This window comes from Streptomyces sp. NPDC048600 (genome assembly GCF_055587025.1).
In genome coordinates this window covers 55,605-75,022 of record NZ_JBVJGZ010000032.1, presented here as the reverse complement: position 1 = coordinate 75,022, position 19,418 = coordinate 55,605, and the positions used below count along the sequence as shown (strand labels likewise).

At 71.9% G+C, this 19,418-nt stretch carries 20 protein-coding genes and 3 tRNA genes; 18 read left to right on the top strand and 5 right to left on the bottom strand.

The window, feature by feature from the left end:
- Nucleotides 1-44: 44 nt before the first annotated feature.
- The 6 genes from nuoK to ACZ6SQ_RS32660 all read left to right on the top strand — a co-directional run bounded on the left by nuoK (nt 45) and on the right by ACZ6SQ_RS32660 (nt 7,061).
- On the top strand, nt 45-422 hold the full coding sequence (gene nuoK / locus ACZ6SQ_RS32685) for an NADH-quinone oxidoreductase subunit NuoK (protein WP_469568512.1): 378 nt from the start codon (nt 45-47) through the stop codon (nt 420-422).
- Nucleotides 419-2,413: an NADH-quinone oxidoreductase subunit 5 family protein gene (locus ACZ6SQ_RS32680; protein WP_469568510.1), complete on the top strand. Its 1,995-nt coding sequence runs from the start codon at nt 419-421 to the stop codon at nt 2,411-2,413. The genes nuoK and ACZ6SQ_RS32680 overlap by 4 nt, the downstream gene beginning before the upstream one ends.
- A gap of 6 nt (nt 2,414-2,419) precedes the next feature.
- Nucleotides 2,420-3,994: an NADH-quinone oxidoreductase subunit M gene (locus tag ACZ6SQ_RS32675; protein WP_469568508.1), complete on the top strand. Its 1,575-nt coding sequence runs from the start codon at nt 2,420-2,422 to the stop codon at nt 3,992-3,994.
- Nucleotides 3,991-5,514 carry an NADH-quinone oxidoreductase subunit N gene (locus ACZ6SQ_RS32670; protein WP_469568505.1) on the top strand — a complete coding sequence of 508 codons (1,524 nt, stop codon included), beginning with the start codon at nt 3,991-3,993 and terminating at the stop codon, nt 5,512-5,514. Before ACZ6SQ_RS32675 ends, ACZ6SQ_RS32670 begins: the two co-directional genes overlap by 4 nt.
- 294 nt (nt 5,515-5,808) lie before the next feature.
- Nucleotides 5,809-6,672 carry a zinc metalloprotease HtpX gene (htpX, locus tag ACZ6SQ_RS32665; protein WP_386377275.1) on the top strand — a complete coding sequence of 288 codons (864 nt, stop codon included), beginning with the start codon at nt 5,809-5,811 and terminating at the stop codon, nt 6,670-6,672.
- On the top strand, nt 6,669-7,061 hold the full coding sequence (locus ACZ6SQ_RS32660) for a YccF domain-containing protein (protein WP_469568503.1): 393 nt from the start codon (nt 6,669-6,671) through the stop codon (nt 7,059-7,061). Before htpX ends, ACZ6SQ_RS32660 begins: the two co-directional genes overlap by 4 nt.
- A 63-nt stretch (nt 7,062-7,124) precedes the next feature.
- On the opposite strand, the gene ACZ6SQ_RS32655 is transcribed toward ACZ6SQ_RS32660, so the two are convergent.
- Nucleotides 7,125-8,369, bottom strand: coding sequence for an APC family permease (locus ACZ6SQ_RS32655; RefSeq protein ID WP_469568501.1), 1,245 nt, complete (start codon nt 8,367-8,369; stop codon nt 7,125-7,127).
- A gap of 101 nt (nt 8,370-8,470) precedes the next feature.
- On the bottom strand, nt 8,471-8,959 hold the full coding sequence (locus tag ACZ6SQ_RS32650; protein ID WP_386377279.1) for a YajQ family cyclic di-GMP-binding protein: 489 nt from the start codon (nt 8,957-8,959) through the stop codon (nt 8,471-8,473).
- Between the two features lie 168 nt (nt 8,960-9,127).
- On the opposite strand from ACZ6SQ_RS32650, the gene ACZ6SQ_RS32645 reads away from it, so the two are divergent.
- Together ACZ6SQ_RS32645 and ACZ6SQ_RS32640 are read left to right on the top strand one after the other, a co-directional pair.
- A tRNA-Tyr gene (locus ACZ6SQ_RS32645) sits at nt 9,128-9,209 on the top strand.
- 126 nt (nt 9,210-9,335) lie between these two features.
- A complete protein-coding gene (locus tag ACZ6SQ_RS32640) occupies nt 9,336-9,548 on the top strand; it encodes a hypothetical protein (protein WP_469568499.1) in 213 nt (70 codons plus the stop codon).
- A gap of 2 nt (nt 9,549-9,550) precedes the next feature.
- Here ACZ6SQ_RS32640 and ACZ6SQ_RS32635 read toward each other — a convergent pair whose 3' ends face one another.
- Together ACZ6SQ_RS32635 and ACZ6SQ_RS32630 are read right to left on the bottom strand one after the other, a co-directional pair.
- Nucleotides 9,551-10,207: an SDR family oxidoreductase gene (locus tag ACZ6SQ_RS32635; protein WP_386377281.1), complete on the bottom strand. Its 657-nt coding sequence runs from the start codon at nt 10,205-10,207 to the stop codon at nt 9,551-9,553.
- Between the two features lie 247 nt (nt 10,208-10,454).
- Nucleotides 10,455-11,711 carry an amidohydrolase family protein gene (locus tag ACZ6SQ_RS32630; RefSeq protein WP_469568498.1) on the bottom strand — a complete coding sequence of 419 codons (1,257 nt, stop codon included), beginning with the start codon at nt 11,709-11,711 and terminating at the stop codon, nt 10,455-10,457.
- Nucleotides 11,712-11,993: 282 nt separating this feature from the next.
- Between ACZ6SQ_RS32630 and ACZ6SQ_RS32625 the strand changes: the two genes are divergently transcribed.
- The 10 genes from ACZ6SQ_RS32625 (at nt 11,994) to ACZ6SQ_RS32580 (ending at nt 18,423) form a co-directional block, all read left to right on the top strand.
- Nucleotides 11,994-12,066 (top strand) — tRNA-Thr (locus ACZ6SQ_RS32625).
- Between the two features lie 46 nt (nt 12,067-12,112).
- A tRNA-Met gene (locus tag ACZ6SQ_RS32620) sits at nt 12,113-12,185 on the top strand.
- Between the two features lie 90 nt (nt 12,186-12,275).
- Nucleotides 12,276-12,440, top strand: coding sequence for a 50S ribosomal protein L33 (gene rpmG, locus ACZ6SQ_RS32615; protein WP_003948671.1), 165 nt, complete (start codon nt 12,276-12,278; stop codon nt 12,438-12,440).
- Nucleotides 12,441-12,603: 163 nt separating this feature from the next.
- A complete protein-coding gene (locus tag ACZ6SQ_RS32610; protein ID WP_386377283.1) occupies nt 12,604-13,056 on the top strand; it encodes an FAS1-like dehydratase domain-containing protein in 453 nt (150 codons plus the stop codon).
- A 7-nt stretch (nt 13,057-13,063) separates the two neighbouring features.
- Nucleotides 13,064-13,492: a MaoC family dehydratase gene (locus ACZ6SQ_RS32605; RefSeq protein WP_386377285.1), complete on the top strand. Its 429-nt coding sequence runs from the start codon at nt 13,064-13,066 to the stop codon at nt 13,490-13,492.
- Nucleotides 13,493-13,676: 184 nt separating this feature from the next.
- On the top strand, nt 13,677-14,246 hold the full coding sequence (locus ACZ6SQ_RS32600; RefSeq protein WP_469568495.1) for a TetR/AcrR family transcriptional regulator: 570 nt from the start codon (nt 13,677-13,679) through the stop codon (nt 14,244-14,246).
- An 86-nt stretch (nt 14,247-14,332) separates the two neighbouring features.
- Entirely contained in the window at nt 14,333-15,793 is a 1,461-nt protein-coding gene (locus ACZ6SQ_RS32595; protein ID WP_469568493.1) for an MFS transporter, read from the top strand.
- 241 nt (nt 15,794-16,034) lie between these two features.
- Nucleotides 16,035-16,418 carry a DUF3291 domain-containing protein gene (locus tag ACZ6SQ_RS32590; RefSeq protein WP_386377288.1) on the top strand — a complete coding sequence of 128 codons (384 nt, stop codon included), beginning with the start codon at nt 16,035-16,037 and terminating at the stop codon, nt 16,416-16,418.
- A 142-nt stretch (nt 16,419-16,560) separates the two neighbouring features.
- Nucleotides 16,561-17,616 carry a UDP-N-acetylmuramate dehydrogenase gene (locus ACZ6SQ_RS32585; RefSeq protein ID WP_469568489.1) on the top strand — a complete coding sequence of 352 codons (1,056 nt, stop codon included), beginning with the start codon at nt 16,561-16,563 and terminating at the stop codon, nt 17,614-17,616.
- A gap of 102 nt (nt 17,617-17,718) precedes the next feature.
- Entirely contained in the window at nt 17,719-18,423 is a 705-nt protein-coding gene (locus ACZ6SQ_RS32580) for a hypothetical protein (protein ID WP_469568488.1), read from the top strand.
- Here ACZ6SQ_RS32580 and ACZ6SQ_RS32575 read toward each other — a convergent pair.
- Entirely contained in the window at nt 18,368-19,408 is a 1,041-nt protein-coding gene (locus ACZ6SQ_RS32575; protein ID WP_469568485.1) for an adenosine deaminase, read from the bottom strand. The genes ACZ6SQ_RS32580 and ACZ6SQ_RS32575 overlap by 56 nt on opposite strands.
- Nucleotides 19,409-19,418: the final 10 nt, after the last annotated feature.

Sequence of the window (19,418 nt, the reverse complement as noted above, 5' to 3'; positions counted from 1 at the left end):
CCCGCGGAGCAGGCCACCCCGACCGAGCAGGAAGGCGCCCGCTGATGCACCTCGCCTATCCCGCGGTACTCTCCGCCCTCCTCTTCTGCACCGGCCTGTACGGCGTCCTCGCCCGGCGCAACGCGATCCTGGTCCTGATGTCGGTCGAGCTGATGCTCAACGCCGTCAACCTCAACCTGGTCGCCTTCGACGTCTGGCTCAGCCGCACCGCCGAGGAGACCCTGCACTCCGGCCAGGCCATGACCCTGTTCACCATCGCCATCGCGGCCGCCGAGATCGGCATCGGCCTGGCGATCGTCCTCGCCGTGTACCGCAACCGCGGCACCGCGGACATCGACCGGCTCCGCGACACCGCGGAGGGCCACGAGACCGACGAACCCGAGGCCGCCGCGGCCGGCGAGAAGGCTGAGGCCACCGCGTGACCACGACCACCCTGGCCGTCCTCGTCCCCCTCCTGCCGTTCCTCGGAGCCGTCGCCGGACTGCTCCTCGGCCGCACCGCCCCCGGCTTCGTCCGCCCGCTCGCCGTCCTGCCGACCCTCGCCTCCCTCGTGCTGGCCGCCCTGGTCGCGGCCCGCCAGGGCGGGGACGCGGCCGTCGACGCGGCCACCGAGCTCACCCCGACCGGCTCGGTCCCCATCGAACTCGCCCTGTACGTCGACGGCTTCGCCTCCCTGGTCGCCGTACTGGTCACGGTCGTCGCCACCTGCGTGCAGATCTACTCGACCGGCTATCTGCGCGACGACCCGCGCTACCCGTCCTACGCCGCGATCGTGTCGCTGTTCACCTCCGCCATGCTCCTGGTCGTCTACACCGGCGACCTGATGGTGCTGCTGGTGGGCTGGGAAGTCATGGGCATCTGCTCCTACTTCCTGGTCGGCCACTACTGGGAGACCCCCGAGGCGCGTGCCGCCTCCCTCAAGGCCTTCCTGGTGACCAAGCTCGGTGACGTCCCCTTCCTGATCGGCCTGTTCGCACTGGCCACCGACGCCGGGTCGTTCCGTATCACCAAGGTCCTCGGCGCCGTCGCGAGCGGCGCGCTCGACCACCCGACGCTGATCGGCGTGCTGCTCCTCGCGGGCGTGGCGGGCAAGTCGGCGCAGTTCCCGCTGCACACCTGGCTTCCCGACGCGATGGCCGGTCCCACCCCGGTCTCCGCGCTGATCCACGCGGCGACGATGGTCGCCGCCGGTGTCTACTTCGTCGCCCGGCTCCTCCCCGTATTCCAGGCGTCCGCCGCGGTGATGGTCACCCTCGCCGTGATGGCCGCCGTGACGATGGTCGGCTCGGGTCTCGCCGCGCTCGCCCAGGACGACATCAAACGCGTCCTCGCCTACTCGACGATCGGCCAGCTCGGCTACATGACCGGCGCCCTCGCCGTCGGCGACCGCGGCGCCGCCGTCTTCCATCTCCTGTCCCACGGCGCCTTCAAGGCGCTGCTGTTCCTCGCGGCCGGCGTGATCATCCACGCCGCCGGCACCAACTCGCTGGCCGCCATGTCCCGCATGAGCCACCTGCGCGACCGCGTCCCCGACGCCTACTGGACGACGACCGTGGCGCTCCTCGCGCTCGCAGCGATCCCGCCGTTCAGCGGTTTCTTCTCCAAGGAGTCCGTCCTCGGCGCCGCCGAGCACGTCTCCACCGGGCACACCGAGGCCGCCCCCGGCGCGGCCGGCTGGGTCGTCCTCGTCTCGGCCCTGCTGACCGCCCTGCTCACCGCGGCGTACGCGATGCGCCTGTGGCTGCGGGCCTTCCGCGGCCAGGGCGAGGAGGCCCCCGACCACGGCCGCCAGCCGCTGACGATGACCGTGGTGCTGTGGGTGCTCGCCGTGCCCTCCCTCGCGCTCGGCGGCCTCGCCTACCGGGTGCTGCCCGACTGGTTCGACGGCAACGACCTCGCCCCGACCCTGACCACCTCCGTCCTCGGCACGGGCCTCGCCCTCGTCGGCGGTCTGGTCACCTACGCCGCCTGGCGGCACACCGCACCGCTCGCCGCGAGGGTGCCCATGGGTGCGGTCGCCGCCCACCCCGAGGGCGACGCCGGACTCGTCGAGGCCGAGGCCGTCGCGAGCCACGAAGCCGCCTACGGCGACGTGGCCGGAGCCCCCGACCCGGCCGACCCCGGACGGCTGCTGCTCGGCCCGCTGCACCCGCACGCGGCCGTCGGCTTCCACCTGGACGCCGTGTACTCGGCTCTGTTCGTCCGCCCCGTGCAGGGCGGCGCGAGCCTCGTGCGGTTCCTCGACCGTGAGGTCGTCGAGACCTATGTACGCGGCGCGGGCGCCCTACCCCGCTGGCTGGGGGCCGCCGTACGCCGTGCCCAGACCGGCAATGTGCAGACCTATGTGAGCGCGCTGCTCGCCGGCACCGTCGTCCTGGCGGTCGCCGTCGTCCTCGTCGCCACGGGAGCGTGAGCAGGCGTGATCGATATCAACGAGTCAGTGATGCAGTTCCTTCTGGCGTTCGTCGTCGTCGGCCCGCTCCTCGGCGCCGCCGCCGCTCTGCTGCCCGCCCCGCCGGGACTGAAGGGGAAGTCGCCCGAGCAGGCGGTGCTCCGGCACGGCGTCACCGTCACCGGCGTGATCCTCCTCGCCGCGATCGTCCTCACGCTCGGCTTCGACCACGACCACCCGTCGAAGATGCAGGCGACCACGGACATCAGCTGGATCCCTGCACTCGACGTGCGCATCCACCTCGGCATCGACGGCATCTCCCTCCCCCTTCTGCTCCTGACCGCGCTGCTGACCTTCCTCTGCGCGCTCTACAGCTACTTCAAGATGCCCGCGGGCCCCACCCCGAAGGCCTTCGTCGCGCTGGTGCTCGTCCTGGAGTCCGGCACCCTCGCCACCTTCGCCGTCCTCGACCTGCTGCTGTTCTTCCTCGCCTTCGAGATGGTCCTGATCCCGATGTACTTCCTCATCGCCCGCTGGGGCGGCGAGGCACGGGCCGCGGCCGCCTGGCGCTTCATCCTCTACACGCTGCTCGGCTCCGTGGTCATGCTGCTCGGCCTGCTGCTGATCGGACTCGACGCGGGCACATTCGACATGGTGGCACTCGCCACTGACAACGGCCGGTCGCTGACCCTGTCCGTGCAGGTCATCGCCGTACTGGCGATCGGTCTCGGGCTCGCCGTGAAGACCCCGATGTGGCCGCTGCACAGCTGGCTGCCGGACGCCCACACCGCCGCCCCGACCGTCGGCTCGGTCCTGCTCGCGGGTGTGCTGCTGAAGATGGGCACCTACGGGTTCGTCCGCATCCTGCTGCCGGTCGCACCCGGCGGGTTCCAGGAGTTCGCGCCCTACCTGGCCGCCTTCGCTGTCGTCGGCATCATCTACGGATCGCTCGCCTGCCTGGCCCTCGCCAAGCGCGGCGCCAAGGGCGACCTGAAGCGGCTCATCGCGTACTCGTCCGTCGGCCACATGGGCTTCGTCCTGCTCGGCATCGCCACGATGACCCCGACCGGCGTCAACGGCGCACTGTTCGCCAACATCGCCCACGGTCTCATCACCGGCCTGCTGTTCTTCCTGGTCGGCGCGCTGAAGGACCGCACCGGCACCACCGACCTCGACACCCTCGCCGAGGAGACCGGCGCCGCCCTGTACGGCAAGGCGCCGCGCCTGGGAGGTCTGCTCGCCTTCGCCGCGGTCGCCTCCCTGGGCCTGCCCGGCCTCGCCGGGTTCTGGGGCGAGATGCTGGCCCTGTTCGGCGCGTTCGAACCGGCCGAGGGCCTCAGCCGCCCCGCGTTCCTCACCTTCATGGCGATCGGCGCGTTCGGCACCCTGCTGACCGCCGCGTACCTGCTGGTCGTGGTCCGCCGGGTCTGCATGGGCGCCCTGCCCCAGGACGCCCCGCGACTGACCGACGTACGCACGTACGAGTTCGCGGCCTGGACGCCGCTCGTCGTCCTCACCGTCGTCGCAGGCCTGTGGCCGAAGATCCTCCTCGGCCTGACCGACCCGGCCGTGCAGCAGCTCCTCGCAGGAGGCACCCGATGAGCTCCCCTGCCCAGACACAGGCCGTCAGCCTGGTCCAGGACGTCGACTGGCTCGCCGTCGCGCCGCCGACCCTCGCCGCGGTCGTCGCGCTCGCCGTGCTCGTCGCCGACCTCTTCCTGGCCGACGGCAGGAAGGCCCCGCTCGGCTGGGTCTCGGTCGCCGGCCTCGCCGCCTCGACCGCGCTGCTGCTGCCCCTCCTGGACGGCGACCGCTCCACCTTCTGCCTCACCGGCGACCCCGGCGCGTGCAGCTACACGGCGGACCGCTTCACCCTCGTCATCCAGTTCCTCGTGCTCGGCGGCGCCCTCCTCGCAGCCCTGCTGTCCGTGACCGCCCTGAAGGACTCACGTGGACAACTCCCCGAAGGGGAGTTCTGGTTCCTGCTGCTGTCCTCCGCCGCCGGCGCCGCCCTGCTGCCCGCCTCCCGCGACCTGGCGACCCTGATCGTCGCCCTGGAGGTCGCCTCCCTGCCCGCCTTCGCGCTGGTCGGCCTCCGTCACGGCGACCGGCGCTCCTCCGAGGCGGCCCTGAAGTTCTTCCTGTCCTCGGTCACGGCCACCGCCGTCAGCCTGATGGGCGTCAGCTTCGTCTACGCCGCGACCGGCACCCTCTACCTCGCCCAGATCGCCGAACGCATCCAGGGCGTCGACGGACAGCTGCACACCCTCGTCCAGACCGGTGTGGTCCTCACCCTCGTCGGCTTCGCCTTCAAGACGGCCGCCGTACCGTTCCACTTCTGGGTCCCCGACACCTATATCGGCGCACCCCTGCCCGTGGCCGCCTATCTGTCGGTCGTCGGCAAGGCCGTCGGCTTCTCCGGCCTCATCCTCGTCACCGTCGTCGCGCTGCCCTCCTACGCCGACGTCTGGGGTCCCGCCCTGGCCGCGCTGGCCGCTCTGACCATGACCATCGGCAACGTCGGCGCCCTGCGCCAGCAGACCACGCGCGCGTACAGCGCCGTTCGTCTGCTCGCCTGGTCCTCGGTCGGCCAGGCCGGCTACCTCCTGGTCCCGATCGCCGCCGCCGCGTACTCGGACGACGCCGAGCACGCCATCGGCTCCACCCTCGCCTACGCCCTCATGTACGGCGTGGTGAACCTCGGCGCCTTCGCGGTGGCCGCACTGGTGGGCCGTACGCACGCCCTGAACCGGGTGGCGGACTACCAGGGCCTGTATGCCAGGAACCCCCTCACGGCGCTCGTCCTGGCGTTCTTCCTGCTCTGCCTGGCCGGCCTGCCGCCCGGCATCATCGGACTGTTCGCCAAGGTCACCGTGTTCTCGGCCGCGGTCGACGCGGGCCTCGGCTGGCTCGCCGTGGTGATGGCGGTGAACGTCGTGATCGCCCTCGTCTACTACCTTCAGTGGACCGCCCTGCTCTTCCGCGCCCCCGAGGGCGAGCCCGGCCGCCACACCGTCTCGGTGCCCCTCACGGCGGCGATCGCGCTCACGGCCGTCGTCGGCGTCGTACTGTCCGGCGCACCCCAGCTGGTGCTGCGCTTCGCGGACACGGCCCTCTTCTAGAGCGACCGGCGCCCGTCTGGAGCGACCGGCGCCCGTTCCTCTGCACACCGACGCTCCAGGGCCGCCCTCCCGCAAGGGCAGGGCGGCCCGCACGACAGCGGCGGACCGGAACGCGGCCTTCACCCGTACGGCTCACCCCCGCCGCCACGCACCCCGCCCGCACAAGGGAACTAGTGGCTCTCGCCTCGCGTTGTCCAAAACGGGAGGGTCCACTGGACGTGTGACCACGGCACCAGTGGCATCGGAGATCACACAGCAAAGGGTTCCCCTGCCGCATCACTTGGAGGGCGTACCGTGCACCGCCGGCACAACGGGCTCAGGACCGCAGTACTCCTCGGGGGACTGTCCGCGCTCATCATCGTCATCGGCAGCTTCTTCGGCCGTGCGGGACTGATCGTCGCGGTGGTGATCGCCCTGGGCACGAACGCGTACGCCTACTGGAACAGCGACAAGCTGGCGCTACGCGCGATGCGTGCCCGCCCGGTGAGCGAGTTCGAGGCACCCGCCCTGTACCGCATGGTCCGCGAGCTCTCCACCCAGGCCCGTCAGCCCATGCCCCGCCTGTACATCTCCCCGACCGAGGCGCCCAACGCCTTCGCGACCGGCCGCAACCCGCGCAACGCCGCCGTGTGCTGCACGGAAGGCATCCTGCGCCTGCTCGACGAGCGCGAGCTGCGCGGTGTCATCGGCCATGAGCTGAGCCATGTCTACAACCGCGACATCCTCATCTCGTCGGTCGCCGGAGCCCTCGCCTCGGTGATCCTCTTCCTGGTCAACTTCGCCTGGCTGATCCCGATCGGCCGCTCGGACGACGACGACGGCCCCGGCCTGCTCGGGCTGCTGCTGATCATGATCCTCGGTCCGATCGCGGCCTCCCTCATCCAACTGGCCATCAGCCGCTCCCGCGAGTACGAGGCCGACGCCTCCGGGGCCCAGCTCACCGGTGACCCGCTCGCTCTCGCCTCCGCCCTGCGCAAGCTGGACGCGGGCACCAAACAGCTCCCGCTGCCGCCCGAACCCCGGATCGAGACGGCGAGCCACATGATGATCGCCAACCCGTTCCGGCCCGGCCAGGGCACGTCCCGAATGTTCTCGACCCACCCGCCCATGGCGGAGCGCATCGCGCGCCTCGAACGGATGGCAGGTCCTCGACGATGAAGCTCATCCTGAACATCATCTGGCTCGTCCTGAGCGGCTTCTGGCTGTTCCTCGCCTACCTGGCCGCCGGCTTGCTCCTGTGCATCACCATCATCGGCATCCCGTTCGGCGTAGCCGCGTTCCGGATCGGCCTGTACGCCCTGTGGCCCTTCGGCCGCACCACGGTCGAACGCCGGGACGCGGGTGCCCCTTCCTGCGTGGGCAACGTCCTGTGGCTGGTGCTGGCCGGCTGGTGGCTGGCCCTCGGCCACATCACCACCGGAATCGTCCTGTGCCTGACGATCATCGGCATCCCGCTCGGTATAGCCAACTTCAAGCTCATACCGGTCTCCCTGTTCCCCCTGGGCCGCGAGATCGTCCCGACGGACCAGGCGTTCGGCGCGTACTGAGCGCCTGACGTGGCGGGCACTCAGAGCCCTGCCACCGCCCCTCGGGAAGCCGCGTGGGAGCGCCTAGGACAGCCGCTCCCGCACCCCGTACACGACCGCCCCGGCCGCCAGCACCCCGGCACCCAGCAGCACCGAGCTCCCCGGCAGCGAGAAGGCCAGTACGGCGCAGCCCAGCAGCCCGAGCACCGGCAGGGCACGCGCGCGGGGGGCCGGGTCGAGGGTCCAGGCGGAGGCGTTGGCGACGGCGTAGTACGTGAGCACGCCGAAGGAGGAGAAGCCGATCGCGCCGCGCAGGTCGGCCGTCGCGGCGAGGACGGCTACGACCGCGCCGACGGCGAGTTCGGCGTGGTGGGGGACCTGGAAGCGGGGGTGCACGGCGGCTAGTTGACGCGGCAGATGACCGTCACGGGCCATCGCCATGGTGGTGCGCGAGACACCGAGGATCAGCGCGAGCAGCGAGCCCAGCGCGGCCACGGCGGCTCCCACGCGCGCGACCGGCACCAACTCCGGCATCCCGGCCGCGCGCACCGCGTCGGCCAGCGGCGCGCCCGCCTGTCCGAGCCGGTCGGGGCCCAGGACGGCCAGCACCGCGACGGCCACGCACGCGTACACGGCCAGCGCGACGCTCAGGGCGAGCATGATCGCGCGCGGGATGGTGCGCGCCGGGTCCCGGACCTCCTCGCCGAGCGTGGCGATCCGCGCGTACCCGGCGAAGGCGAAGAACAGCAGCCCGGCCGCCTGGAGGATGCCGTCCAGCCCGCCCGAGACGCCGATGTCCAGGCGGTCGGCGGTGACGTCCCCCGAGCTCAGGCACACGACCACCACGAGCGCGAGAACGGCCAGGACGACGGCGACGATCGCCCGGGTCAGCAGGGCGGACTTCTGCAGGCCGCCGTAGTTCACGGCGGTCAGCGCGACCACGGCCGCGACCGCGACCGCGTGCGCCTGCCCCGGCCAGACGTACGCCCCTACGGTGAGCGCCATGGCCGCGCAGGAGGCGGTCTTGCCGACGACGAAGGACCAGCCCGCGAGATAGCCCCAGAACGGCCCGAGCCGCTCGCGCCCGTACACGTAGGTGCCGCCGGACGCCGGGTACAGCGCGGCGAGACGGGCCGAGGCGAGGGCGTTGCAGCAGGCCACCACGGCGGCCAGCGCCAGCCCGATCAGCAGCCCCGAGCCGGCCGCGTGGGCGGCGGGTGCGAGCGCGGCGAAGATGCCCGCGCCGATCATCGAGCCGAGCCCGATGACCACGGCGTCGCCGACACCGAGGGTGCGGCGCAGACCGGCGGAACCGGAAGGGTGCGTCATGCGGCGCACCCTAGCGAAGCCGGTCGAACACCAGGTTCACCCAAGAGGCGGGCGGGCACCCCGGGAGCTCCCCGGATGCCCGCCCCGCACGACCGGTGAGGTCACCGGTAGTTGACGAACTGAAGTGCGAAGTCGAAGTCCTTGCCCTTCAGCAGCGCGATGATGGCCTGGAGGTCGTCCCGGCTCTTGGAGCTGACCCGCAGCTCGTCGCCCTGGACCTGGGCCTTCACGCCCTTGGGGCCCTCGTCGCGGATGATCTTCGCCACCTTCTTGGCGTTCTCCTGGGAGATGCCCTCCTCGATGGAGGCGAAGATCTTGTACTCCTTGCCGGAGAGCTGGGGCTCGCCCGCGTCCAGCGACTTCAGCGAGATGCCCCGCTTGATCAGCTTGGACTGGAAGACGTCGAGGATCGCCTTGACCCGGTCCTCGGAGTTCGCCTCCATGAGGATCTTCTCGCCGGACCACGAGATGGAGGCGCCGACCCCCTTGAAGTCGTAGCGCTGCGAGATCTCCTTGGCGGCCTGGTTCAGTGCGTTGTCGACCTCCTGCCGCTCGACCTTGGAGACGATGTCGAAACTGGAGTCGGCCATGACGTGTGGCTCCTTGCTCGGATGCGGTGTGTCGCCCTGCGGATACGCCCCAAGCCTAGCGATCTCCGCACTGATCAATCGGGTGGCGAAGCACCCCCCGGGATCAGGTATTGTTTACGTCGTTGCCACGGAACACCGCCGAAAAGCGGCTCCGAGCAGCGAACCCATGGCGGTGTGCCCGAGTGGCCAATGGGAGCGGACTGTAAATCCGTCGGCTTAGCCTACCCAGGTTCGAATCCTGGCGCCGCCACATCGAGGAAGACCCTCTCCGTGCAGACGGAGGGGGTCTTTCCTCGTTCCCGTCGAGCCCGCCGTGACGCGGATCCGCCGATCGCACACCGGGGTGGGTGTCAGACCCCCCGGGCACACTGATCACATGTCGTCGCGCCGCAGGAACTGCCCCGAGTGCCGTCGTGAGATCGCCGTCGTCGCCGGGCGGTTCGCGCGGCACGACCCGCCGGGGGTCCGGGAGGGCGACCGGCTCGTCTCGTGCCCCGGTTCCAGACGGACCGCGCAGCTCGGGGCGGTGCAGCCGTCGCTGGACGGTTACGCCGTCCCCGAGTTCCCGGGGCAACTGCCGCTGTTCTGAGGTCAGTTCCCGGCGACGGACTTCACCGCGACCGAGGCCGGGGTCGAGCCGCCGATGAGTTCCAGCGTCAGACCGGCGGTCGCGGGCGTGTCGGCGAGTTCCACGAGCACGGCGGCCACGTCGTCGCGGCTGACCGCGCCGCGGCCGGTGTGCGCCTCCAGACGGACCAGGCCGGTCCCGGGGGTGTCCGTCAGCGAACCGGGCCGCAGGACGGTCCAGTCCAGGGCCTCCTGACGCTGCACATGCGCGTCCGCCTCACCCTTGGCGCGCAGATACACGTCGAAGATGTCGTCGCCCTCGTGCCCGGGGTCCGCGCCCATCGAGGACACCACCAGGAAACGCCGTACACCCGCCCGGACCGCCGCGTCGGCGAACAGCACGGCCGCCCCCTTGTCCACGGTGTCCTTGCGCGCGGCACCACTGCCAGGGCCCGCGCCCGCCGCGAACACCGCCACGTCCGCGCCCTGGAGATGCGCGGCGACACCCTCCACCGTGGCCGACTCCAGGTCCAGCAGCACCGGTTCGGCACCCGCGGCCCGCAGGTCGTCTCCCTGCTCCGGCTTGCGGATGATGCCCGCGACCTCGTCGCCGCGCGCGGACAGGAGCTTCTCCAGCCGCAGCGCGATCTGACCATGACCTCCAGCGATGACAATGCGCATGTCTCCGACCGTACGCCCCAAACCCCCACCACGCCGCCCTGAAGGGGCGCGGGGAACGACCCCAACCCCCCGAGCCCTCGGGCGAACCCAACCGCCCAGCACCGCTCCGACCGACCAGCACACTGTCGCCCTCAAGGGGCGCGGGGAACTGCGCGACCAGCCACAGACCCCCGCACCCGCCGACAACCCCAACCCCCCGCCCCCAGAAGCGAACCCACCCCCGCCCCCTCGGGCGAGCAGCCACCCGCTAGGACAACTCCCCCCGCCCCTGCCGCGGCAGCCCCAGCTCCGCCGCCACCGCCGAGTCGCAGTACTCCCGCACCGCGCTGGTCCGCGCCACAACGCGCCCCCGGTGGATGACGATCCGGCTGTACGCCAGGGACAGCACCCCCGACAGCCGGTCCCCCCGCACCGCGAGGAGTTCGGCCGGGAAGCCCGCCTCGACCCGGACCTCGGGCAGGCCCAGCACCGCACGCGCGGAGGCGCTGACGGTGTCGTAGGCCTCCTCGGGGCGCAGGCCGTAGCGAGAGGAGAGCAGGTACGCGGCCTCCAGGGGGTCACCGCGGCCCACCGGGTTGGAGACGTCCCGCAGCGCCCCGCTGCCGGCCGCGAGGCGCACCCCGGCCGCCCGCAGCGGCCGCACCGGCGCCGTACCCCGGCGGTCGACGCCCGCGCAGCCGCCCTGCGGCAGGCACACCACGCCGACCCCGGCCGCCGCGAGCTGGTCCGCCGTACGGGAGGCCGCCTCGGCGGGCAGAGCGGCCAGCCCGGCACAGGGACTCAGCGTCACCCCGGGCCGCAGCCCCCCGGCCATCGCGGCGAGCCGGGCCAGCCGCGCCGGATCCGCGGCGTCGGTGTGCAGGTCGACCGGGCAGCCGTGCTCGGAGGCGATCTCCAGGACCGCCTCGGCGTAACCCGTGGGGTCGGGGTCCAGGTCGGGGCAGCCGCCCACCACGGAGGCGCCCATCTTCACCGCGTCGCGCAGCATGGCGAGCCCGTCGGCGCCGGCCACGCCGGTCAGCAGCCGCGGCACGGCCACGGTGGTCAGCTCGACGAGCCCGCGCAGCGAGCGACGCGCCTGGAGGACGGCGCCCAGCGCGCTCAGTCCCTGCACATCGCCCACCCGCACATGGGCCCGCAACGCGGTGGCCCCGTGCCCGAGTTGCAGCAGAGCGGCCTCGGTGGCGCGCAGCTGCACGTCGTGGGGGTCGTAGGAGACGGGTCCGTCCTGGTCGGCGGTGAGCGCGGTGTCGCTGTGGGCGTGGGGTTCGGCCGGGGCCGGCAGCAGGAGGTAGCCCCCGAGGTCCACGCGCGCCCCGGAGCCGCGGGCGGTGCCGCCGAGACTGCCCGCCGTGCCGACGGCCTCGATGCGCCCGCCGCCCAGCCGTACGTCCACGGTCCGGCCGTCGGTCAGCCGGGCACCGCACAGCAGCAGCGAGTCGGCCTGACCCGAGGGGCCGGGGGAGGACGACGAGGGCTGCGGCTGCGGCTGGCTGTCGGGCATCGCACTCCCAGGGCTCGGGACGAGGTCGCTCCGTGCGGAGGACGCAGGAGACAGGGCTCAGGGCTAGGACGCGGCAAGATCACACAGAGTGAGTCGAGCGTAGGACGGCGGTCGCCCCGCGACGGGGAGGAGCGCAATAGTCGTACCGGTGTGGCCCCAGGTGGACGCGGGTGACGGGTGGGGCCCGAAGGGCGGCCGGGAGCGGGGCGGACGGGGGCCGCGGGGTCCCCTGAATACGGATTTGGGTGAACGGCCACGGACCGTGTAATGTCTTCATCGCTCGCCCCAATAGCTCAGTCGGCAGAGCGTCTCCATGGTAAGGAGAAGGTCAACGGTTCGATTCCGTTTTGGGGCTCTGGTGAGAGAGGTTCCCGTCGCGAGGCGGGAACTGATCACATCAAAGCGGTGTAGCTCAGTCGGTAGAGCAAGCGGCTCATAATCGCTGTGTCACCGGTTCAAGTCCGGTCACCGCTACTAACAGTAGCCGATTTCGGGGTCGGTCCTTCGATCGGCTACTCTTTCTTGCGTTGAACCAAGCCTATCCGTTCGTCAAGGAGCACTCACGTGGCTGCCACCGACGTCCGCCCGAAGATCACGCTGGCCTGCGTGGAGTGCAAGGAGCGGAACTACATCACCAAGAAGAACCGGCGTAACAACCCGGACCGTCTTGAGATGAAGAAGCACTGCCCGCGTTGCAACGCGCACACCGCGCACCGCGAAACGCGCTGAATCAGTTTCACGTACGAGGCCGCCCCCGCTGTTCCAGGGGGGCGGCCTCGTGCCGTTTCGGCGGCACCCGCCGCGCACTGCCGCACAGCGCTTCGGCAGTGACGTCGGGCCGGGGCGGCGACACCTTGTTCGACCACAGCTGAGACCAGGAGGCGCCGATCCCATGGCACTGGACCAGTCCTTCGTGGGGCGCACCTACGCACCCACCGAGCCCTACGAGGTGGGCCGGGAGAAGATCCGGGAGTTCGCCGAGGCCATCGGTGACGCGAATCCGGTCTACACGGACCCGGAAGCCGCGAAGGCATTCGGTCACGCCGATGTGATCGCCCCGCCGACCTTCGTGTTCGCCATCACGTTCAAGGCCGCCCGGGACGTCGTCCACGACCCGCAGCTCGGCCTGGACTACGACCGCGTCGTGCACGGCGACCAGAAGTTCGCCTACACCCGCCCGGTGCGCGCCGGTGACCGGCTGACGGTGACCTCCACCATCGAGCGGATCAAGTCGATGGCGGGCAACGACTTCGTGGACATCCGCGGAGAGGTGCACGACGAGGCCGGCGAGCACGTCGTGACGGCTTGGACCAAGCTCGTGGCCCGCGCGGCCGAGGAGGCGTGAGCAGCAGATGACCGCGAAGATCGCCTACGCCGACGTCGAGGTCGGCACCGAACTGCCCGCGCAGACCTTCTCCGTGACGCGCGCCACCCTGGTCCGCTACGCGGGCGCCTCCGGTGACTTCAACCCGATCCACTGGAACGAGAGGTTCGCCAAGGAGGTCGGGCTGCCGGACGTCATCGCGCACGGCATGTTCACCATGGCCGAGGCCGCCCGCGTGGTCACCGACTGGGCCGGCGACCCGGCCGCGGTGCTGGAGTACGGCGTCCGCTTCACCAAGCCCGTGGTCGTCCCCAACGACGACCAGGGCGCCGAGATCGAGGTCACCGGCAAGGTCGCAGCCAAGCTGGACGACAACACCGTCCGGGTGGACCTCGTCGTGACCAGCGGCGGCGAGAAGGTCCTCGCCATGCCGCGCGCGGTCGTCCGACTGGCCTGACCGACGGGCGCCGCGACCGCGGAAAAGGCGTAAGCCCGACCCCGCCACCCCGGAACGCGACCGCGGCGGCCCACGGTGCGGCACAAGCACCCCCAAAGGGCGTCCTCCCAGTCGAGGACGCCCTTTCGGCATGCCGGGAGCCCTCCGGTTGACGAAGTTAGTGATTGAGTACTAACTTTGCAGCATGGTCAGGATGAGCGCAGAGGAGAGGCGCGAGAGCGTCATCCGCGCGGCGACGCTGGAGTTCGCCCGCGGCGGTTACCACGGCACGTCCACCGACACGATCGCCAAGCGCGTCGGCGTCTCGCAGCCGTATCTCTTCCGGCTCTTCCCCGGCAAGAAGGCGATCTTCCTGGCGGCGGCCGAGCGGTGCGTGGAGGACACCATCCGCACCTTCCGTGAGGCGGCCGAGGGGCTGGAGGGCGGCGAGGCGCTGCACGCGATGGCCAATGCGTACACCAAGGTGATCGCGGAGCGGCCGGAGCGGCTGATGATGCAGATGCAGATGTACGTCGCCGTGGGCGCCGCCGAGCAGGAGGGCGACCACGAACTCGGCGAGGCGGTGCGGGCCGGCTGGACCCGGCTGTGGGACACCGTTCAAGGGGCGCTGGGCGCGGACGTCGGGGGCACGACGACCTTCCTCGCGCACGGCATGCTCATCAACTGCCTGGTCTCCATGGGCTTCCCGCCCGAGCACCGGGTGTGGGAAGGGTTGTACCCGACGGCCCGGCTCAAGGGCCGGCTGGAGAAGTAGCGGTCGCAGTGAGGAGGCCAGGGCCTTCTCATGTCCGCGGAAGTTAGTCAGTAATAACTAATCAAAGACCATCCTCTGGGGGAGAGATGTCACAGCACAGCGAACCGAGCGCCCGGGCCGGAGGAGTCGGCTGGGTCCTCGTCATCACCGGCGTCGCGGGATTCATGGCCGCCCTCGACAATCTGGTCGTCACCACCGCGCTGCCCTCCATCCGCGAGGACCTCGGCGGCGGACTGCACGACCTGGAATGGACCGTGAGCGCCTACACGCTCACCTTCGCCGTGCTGCTGATGTTCGGTGCGGCGCTCGGTGACCGATTCGGCCGCCGCAGGCTGTTCATGGTCGGCCTCTCGGTCTTCACGCTCGCCTCCGCCGCCGCGGCCCTCGCCCCCGGCATCGACTCGCTGATCGCCGCCCGCGCGGTGCAGGGCGTCGGCGCGGCCGTGATGATGCCGCTCACCCTGACCCTGCTGACCGCGGCCGTGCCCGCAGAGAAGCGCGGGATGGCGTACGGCATCTGGGGCGCGGTCAACGGACTCGCCGTCGCCTCCGGACCGCTCATCGGCGGTGCGCTCACCGAGCACGTGTCCTGGCAGTGGATCTTCTGGCTGAACGTCCCCCTCGGCATCGCCCTGCTGCCGCTGGCCCGGCTGCGCCTGTCCGAGTCGTACGGCAGCGGTGCCCGGCTCGACGTGACCGGCACGCTCCTGGCCAGCACCGGACTCTTCGGGATCGTCTACGGCCTGGTCCGCGGCCCGGTCGACGGCTGGACCGGGAAGACCGTCCTGCTCGGCCTGTTCGCCGGGTCGGCGCTGCTCGCCGCGTTCGTCCTGCACAGCAGCCGCGCGCGGAACGCCATGCTCCCGATGCGGCTGTTCCGCTCCCGCGCCTTCTCCGGGATCAACGCCGCGAGCATGCTGATGTACCTGGGCATGTTCGGCTCGATCTTCCTGCTCAGCCAGTACCTCCAGGGCGTGCTCGGCTACTCGCCAACCGAGGCGGGCCTGCGGATGCTCCCCTGGACCGGCATGTCCGTGCTGATCGCGCCGCTCGCCGGCATCCTGTCCGACCGCATCGGCGGCCGTCCGGTCGTCGCCGCGGGCCTGTTCGTCCAGGCCGCCGGACTCGCCTACCTCTCCGCCGTGGCCACCGCCGACGCCTCCTACGGCTCCCAGCTGCCCGGCCTGGTGCTCAGCGGCATCGGCATGGCGCTGTTCTTCGCCCCCGCCTCGGCCCTGGTCATGGCCAGCGTCACGGCGAAGGAGCAGGGCGTCGCCTCCGGAGCCAACAACGCCCTGCGCGAGGTCGGCGGAGCGCTCGGCATCGCGATCATGTCCTCGATCTTCTCGGCCCAGGGCGGCTACGAGTCCGCCCAGGCCTTCGTGGACGGCCTGCGCCCCGCCATCGCCGTCGGAGCCGGCGTACTGGCCCTGGCCGGACTCGCGGCCCTGGCGGTCCCCGCCCGGCGCGGCGCCGTCCTGGCCATGGCCGAGGCGAGCGGGCCCGGGGGACCGTCGAAGGTCCTCGAGACCACCGCTTCCCGCTGACCCGGAACCGACCGGGAGTTCATGATCCGGTCGACTGTCCGACCCCGGCGACGGGTATCCCTGCCGACCGGGACGGCGCGGCCCGGCCCCACGGTCGGCCGCCCGTACGACCCACTACGACCCGCACGATCCGCTTCCACCGCAGAGAACACGCCCCGCTTCACCGCAGAGAAGAAGAACCCGCCCACGCAGCTCTACCCGACCCGGCGACCCGTCCCGCCCACGCGAAAAGGAGCCCGACATGCCCACCCTGCCCTGGACCGTGCCGAACAAGCCGCCGCAGGCCACCGACGCCCATGTCTTCGCCTCGCGTTTCGAGACCAAGACCTTCTGGGGCGCGCTGAAGTTCCTCGCCCGGACGCCGGGCGTCTGGCGCCAGGTGAGCAAGGCGCCCGGAGCCTACGGGGCCACCCTCAAGGCGCAGCCCCTGAAGCGCACCTTCTGGACGCTGTCCGCCTGGGAGTCGGCCGACGCCCTCAAGACGTTCGCCCGCTCCGGCACCCACGCCCCCACCTCCAGCGGCCTGGCCGCCGAGATGCGGGACGTGAAGTTCGCCACCTGGACCGTGCCCTCCGACAGCCTCCCCATCCGCTGGCCGGACGCGCAGAGCCGGCTGACCAGCTGACCGGCACGCGCGCGTGCAGCGCCCCGAGACGGACGGCCCCGCCGGCACAGGCGGGGCCGTCCGTCCGTGTCCGGCGGCCTTGTCCGGCGGCCCGGCGCGCACCGGGCGTCCGCTGTCGGAGGCGTCTCGTAGGCTTGGGCGCGTGCTGGAACTCCACGACGCCCCCCTCGCCCCGCTGACCACCTTCCGGCTGGGCGGCCCCGCCACCCGGCTGGTCACCGCGACGACCGACGCCGAGGTGATCGACGTCGTGCGCGAGGCGGACGCCACCGGCACCCCGCTGCTGGTGATCGGCGGCGGCTCCAACCTGGTCATCGGCGACAAGGGCTTCGCCGGCACCGCCCTGCGCATCGCCACGCGCGGCGTGGAGCTCACCGGCACCCGGCTGGAGCTGGCCGCGGGCGAGGTGTGGACGGACGCGGTCGCCCGCACCGTCGAGGCGGGCCTCGCGGGCATCGAGTGCCTGGCCGGCATCCCGGGCTCGGCGGGCGCGACGCCGATCCAGAACGTGGGGGCGTACGGCCAGGAGGTCTCCACGACCGTCACCGAGGTGATCGCCTACGACCGGCGCGCGGGCGAGACGGTCGCGCTCACCAACGACGAGTGCGTGTTCTCCTACCGCCACAGCCGCTTCAAGGCCGACCCCGAGCGTTATGTCGTGCTGCGCGTCCGCTTCGAGCTGGAGGACGCGGGCGGCCTCTCGGCGCCGCTCAGGTACGCCGAGACGGCCCGAGCCCTCGGCGTCGAGCCGGGCGACCGGGTGCCGCTCGCGGACGCCCGCGAGACCGTGCTGAAGCTGCGGACGGGCAAGGGCATGGTGCTCGACGCCGAGGACCACGACACCTGGTCGGCCGGCTCGTTCTTCACCAACCCGATCCTCACCGACACCGCCTTCGCCGCCTTCCACGCGCGCGTGCGTGAGCGCCTCGGCGACGGTGTCGAGCCGCCCGCCTACCCGGCGGGGGAGGGTCACACGAAGACCTCCGCGGCCTGGCTGATCGACAAGGCCGGCTTCACCAAGGGCTACGGCTCGGGCCCGGCCCGCATCTCCACCAAGCACACCCTCGCCCTCACCAACCGCGGCCGGGCCACAACCGAGGACCTGCTGGACCTCGCCCGCGAGGTGGTCGCCGGAGTGCGCGAGGCCTTCGGCATCACCCTCGTCAACGAGCCGGTGACGGTCGGCGTCAGCCTGTAGCCGGGGCAGGGGCGCGGCGGCCGGCGATCACCACGCCCGGTCCGAATCTCCGTTGCGCGGGGCGACGCCCGGCCGGGACCCTGCTGCCATGAGGCATCGCACATGCGGCTGAGGCTGACCGAGTTCAGGCCCCGGACCGGACCCCGTGAACACCGCGTGGTCCAGCCCCGGACGCCCCTGCGCCACACCTCACTGACCGCCCCCGACCCCATCGGCATGCTGCTCGGCGACCACGACGGCCTGAACCGGCTCGCGGGCCTGTTCTCCTTCGCCGCCCGCTCCCCGCGCACGGTCGTCCACATCCCCCTGCGCGACGGAGTCCCGCCCGACGAGGGTCTCGGCGACCGGGTCGACCTGGTCCTCGCCCACCACATCCTCGGCCTGCGCCCCAGCCGGTGGCCCGAGCTGCGCGGCAAGCTGCGCGCGGGCACCCCGCTGACCGCCCGGACCGACGAGGCACGCACCGCCCGGCACGCCGAGTCCCGGCGCGCGACGCGGACCCGGCCGGACCTGTGGGACGAGTTCCGGCACACCACCCACGCCCGGACGCTGTTCCTGTTCGGCAGCCGGGACCTGTTCGCCCACAGCGCCACCGAATGCGCCTACGCGGCGGGCTTCGGCCCGCGACAGAAGGGCGTGGCCAAGGGGCACTCGGTGATGATGTCCGGGCTGGCGCTGGCCCAGCCACCGGGCGGCGGGCACCCCTACGAGGTGCTGCTCTGCTTCAAGCCCTATCCGCCCTACGCCCACTTCAGACGGCCGGGCGAGTCAGCCACTCGTCCACGCCGGCCAGCAGCCCCTCCCTGACGTCGGCCGGCGCCGCCGACGCCCGCACCGACTGACGGGCCAGCTCCGCCAGCTCCTGGTCGGTGAAGTCGTGGTGCCGGCGGGCGATGTCGTACTGGGCGGCGAGACGGGAGCCGAACAGCAGCGGGTCGTCCGCGCCGAGCGCGAGCGGGACCCCGGCCTCGAACAGCGGGCGCAGGGGCACGTCCTCGGGCTTCTCGTAGACACCCAGGGCCACATTGGACGCCGGGCACACCTCGCAGGTCACGCCCCGGTCGGCGAGCCGCTTCAGCAGCCGCGGGTCCTCCGCCGCGCGCACCCCGTGCCCGATCCGGTCGGCGTGCAGGTCGTCCAGGCAGTCGCGGACCGAGGCCGGACCGGTCAGCTCCCCGCCGTGCGGGGCCGACAGCAGGCCGCCCTCCCGAGCGATGTGGAACGCGCGGTCGAAGTCCCGTGCCATGCCCCGGCGCTCGTCGTTCGACAGCCCGAAGCCGACCACGCCGCTGTCGGCGAAGCGCACCGCGAGCCGGGCCAGCGTGCGCGCGTCCAGCGGGTGCTTCATCCGGTTCGCGGCGACCAGCACCCGCATCCCGAGCCCGGTGTCCCGCGAGGTCGTCGCCACCGCGTCGAGGATGATCTCCAGCGCCGGGATCAGCCCGCCCAGCCGCGGCGCGTACGAGGTCGGGTCGACCTGGATCTCCAGCCAGCCCGAGCCGTCCCTGATGTCCTCCTCGGCCGCCTCGCGCACCAGCCGCTGGATGTCCTCGGGCTCTCTGAGGCAGGAGCGGGCCGCGTCGTACAGCCGCTGGAAGCGGAACCAGCCGCGCTCGTCCGTCGCCCGCAGTTGCGGCGGCTCCCCGCTGGTCAGCGCCTCGGTCAGGGCCTCCGGCAGACGTACGCCGTACTTGTCGGCCAGCTCCAGCACCGTCCCCGGCCGCATCGAGCCGGTGAAATGCAGGTGCAGATGGGCTTTCGGCAGTTCAGAGACATCACGTACACGCTCCATTCGCCGATCC

Coding starts and splice junctions, on each gene's coding strand:
- nuoK (WP_469568512.1), top strand. CDS start 45: ATGCACCTCGCCTATCCCGCGGTACTCTCCGCCCTCCTCTTCTGCACC.
- ACZ6SQ_RS32670 (WP_469568505.1), top strand. CDS start 3,991: ATGAGCTCCCCTGCCCAGACACAGGCCGTCAGCCTGGTCCAGGACGTC.
- ACZ6SQ_RS32660 (WP_469568503.1), top strand. CDS start 6,669: ATGAAGCTCATCCTGAACATCATCTGGCTCGTCCTGAGCGGCTTCTGG.
- ACZ6SQ_RS32655 (WP_469568501.1), bottom strand. CDS start 8,369: ATGACGCACCCTTCCGGTTCCGCCGGTCTGCGCCGCACCCTCGGTGTC.
- ACZ6SQ_RS32650 (WP_386377279.1), bottom strand. CDS start 8,959: ATGGCCGACTCCAGTTTCGACATCGTCTCCAAGGTCGAGCGGCAGGAG.
- ACZ6SQ_RS32640 (WP_469568499.1), top strand. CDS start 9,336: ATGTCGTCGCGCCGCAGGAACTGCCCCGAGTGCCGTCGTGAGATCGCC.
- ACZ6SQ_RS32635 (WP_386377281.1), bottom strand. CDS start 10,207: ATGCGCATTGTCATCGCTGGAGGTCATGGTCAGATCGCGCTGCGGCTG.
- ACZ6SQ_RS32630 (WP_469568498.1), bottom strand. CDS start 11,711: ATGCCCGACAGCCAGCCGCAGCCGCAGCCCTCGTCGTCCTCCCCCGGC.
- ACZ6SQ_RS32610 (WP_386377283.1), top strand. CDS start 12,604: ATGGCACTGGACCAGTCCTTCGTGGGGCGCACCTACGCACCCACCGAG.
- ACZ6SQ_RS32605 (WP_386377285.1), top strand. CDS start 13,064: ATGACCGCGAAGATCGCCTACGCCGACGTCGAGGTCGGCACCGAACTG.
- ACZ6SQ_RS32600 (WP_469568495.1), top strand. CDS start 13,677: ATGGTCAGGATGAGCGCAGAGGAGAGGCGCGAGAGCGTCATCCGCGCG.
- ACZ6SQ_RS32595 (WP_469568493.1), top strand. CDS start 14,333: ATGTCACAGCACAGCGAACCGAGCGCCCGGGCCGGAGGAGTCGGCTGG.
- ACZ6SQ_RS32590 (WP_386377288.1), top strand. CDS start 16,035: ATGCCCACCCTGCCCTGGACCGTGCCGAACAAGCCGCCGCAGGCCACC.
- ACZ6SQ_RS32580 (WP_469568488.1), top strand. CDS start 17,719: ATGCGGCTGAGGCTGACCGAGTTCAGGCCCCGGACCGGACCCCGTGAA.
- ACZ6SQ_RS32575 (WP_469568485.1), bottom strand. CDS start 19,408: ATGGAGCGTGTACGTGATGTCTCTGAACTGCCGAAAGCCCATCTGCAC.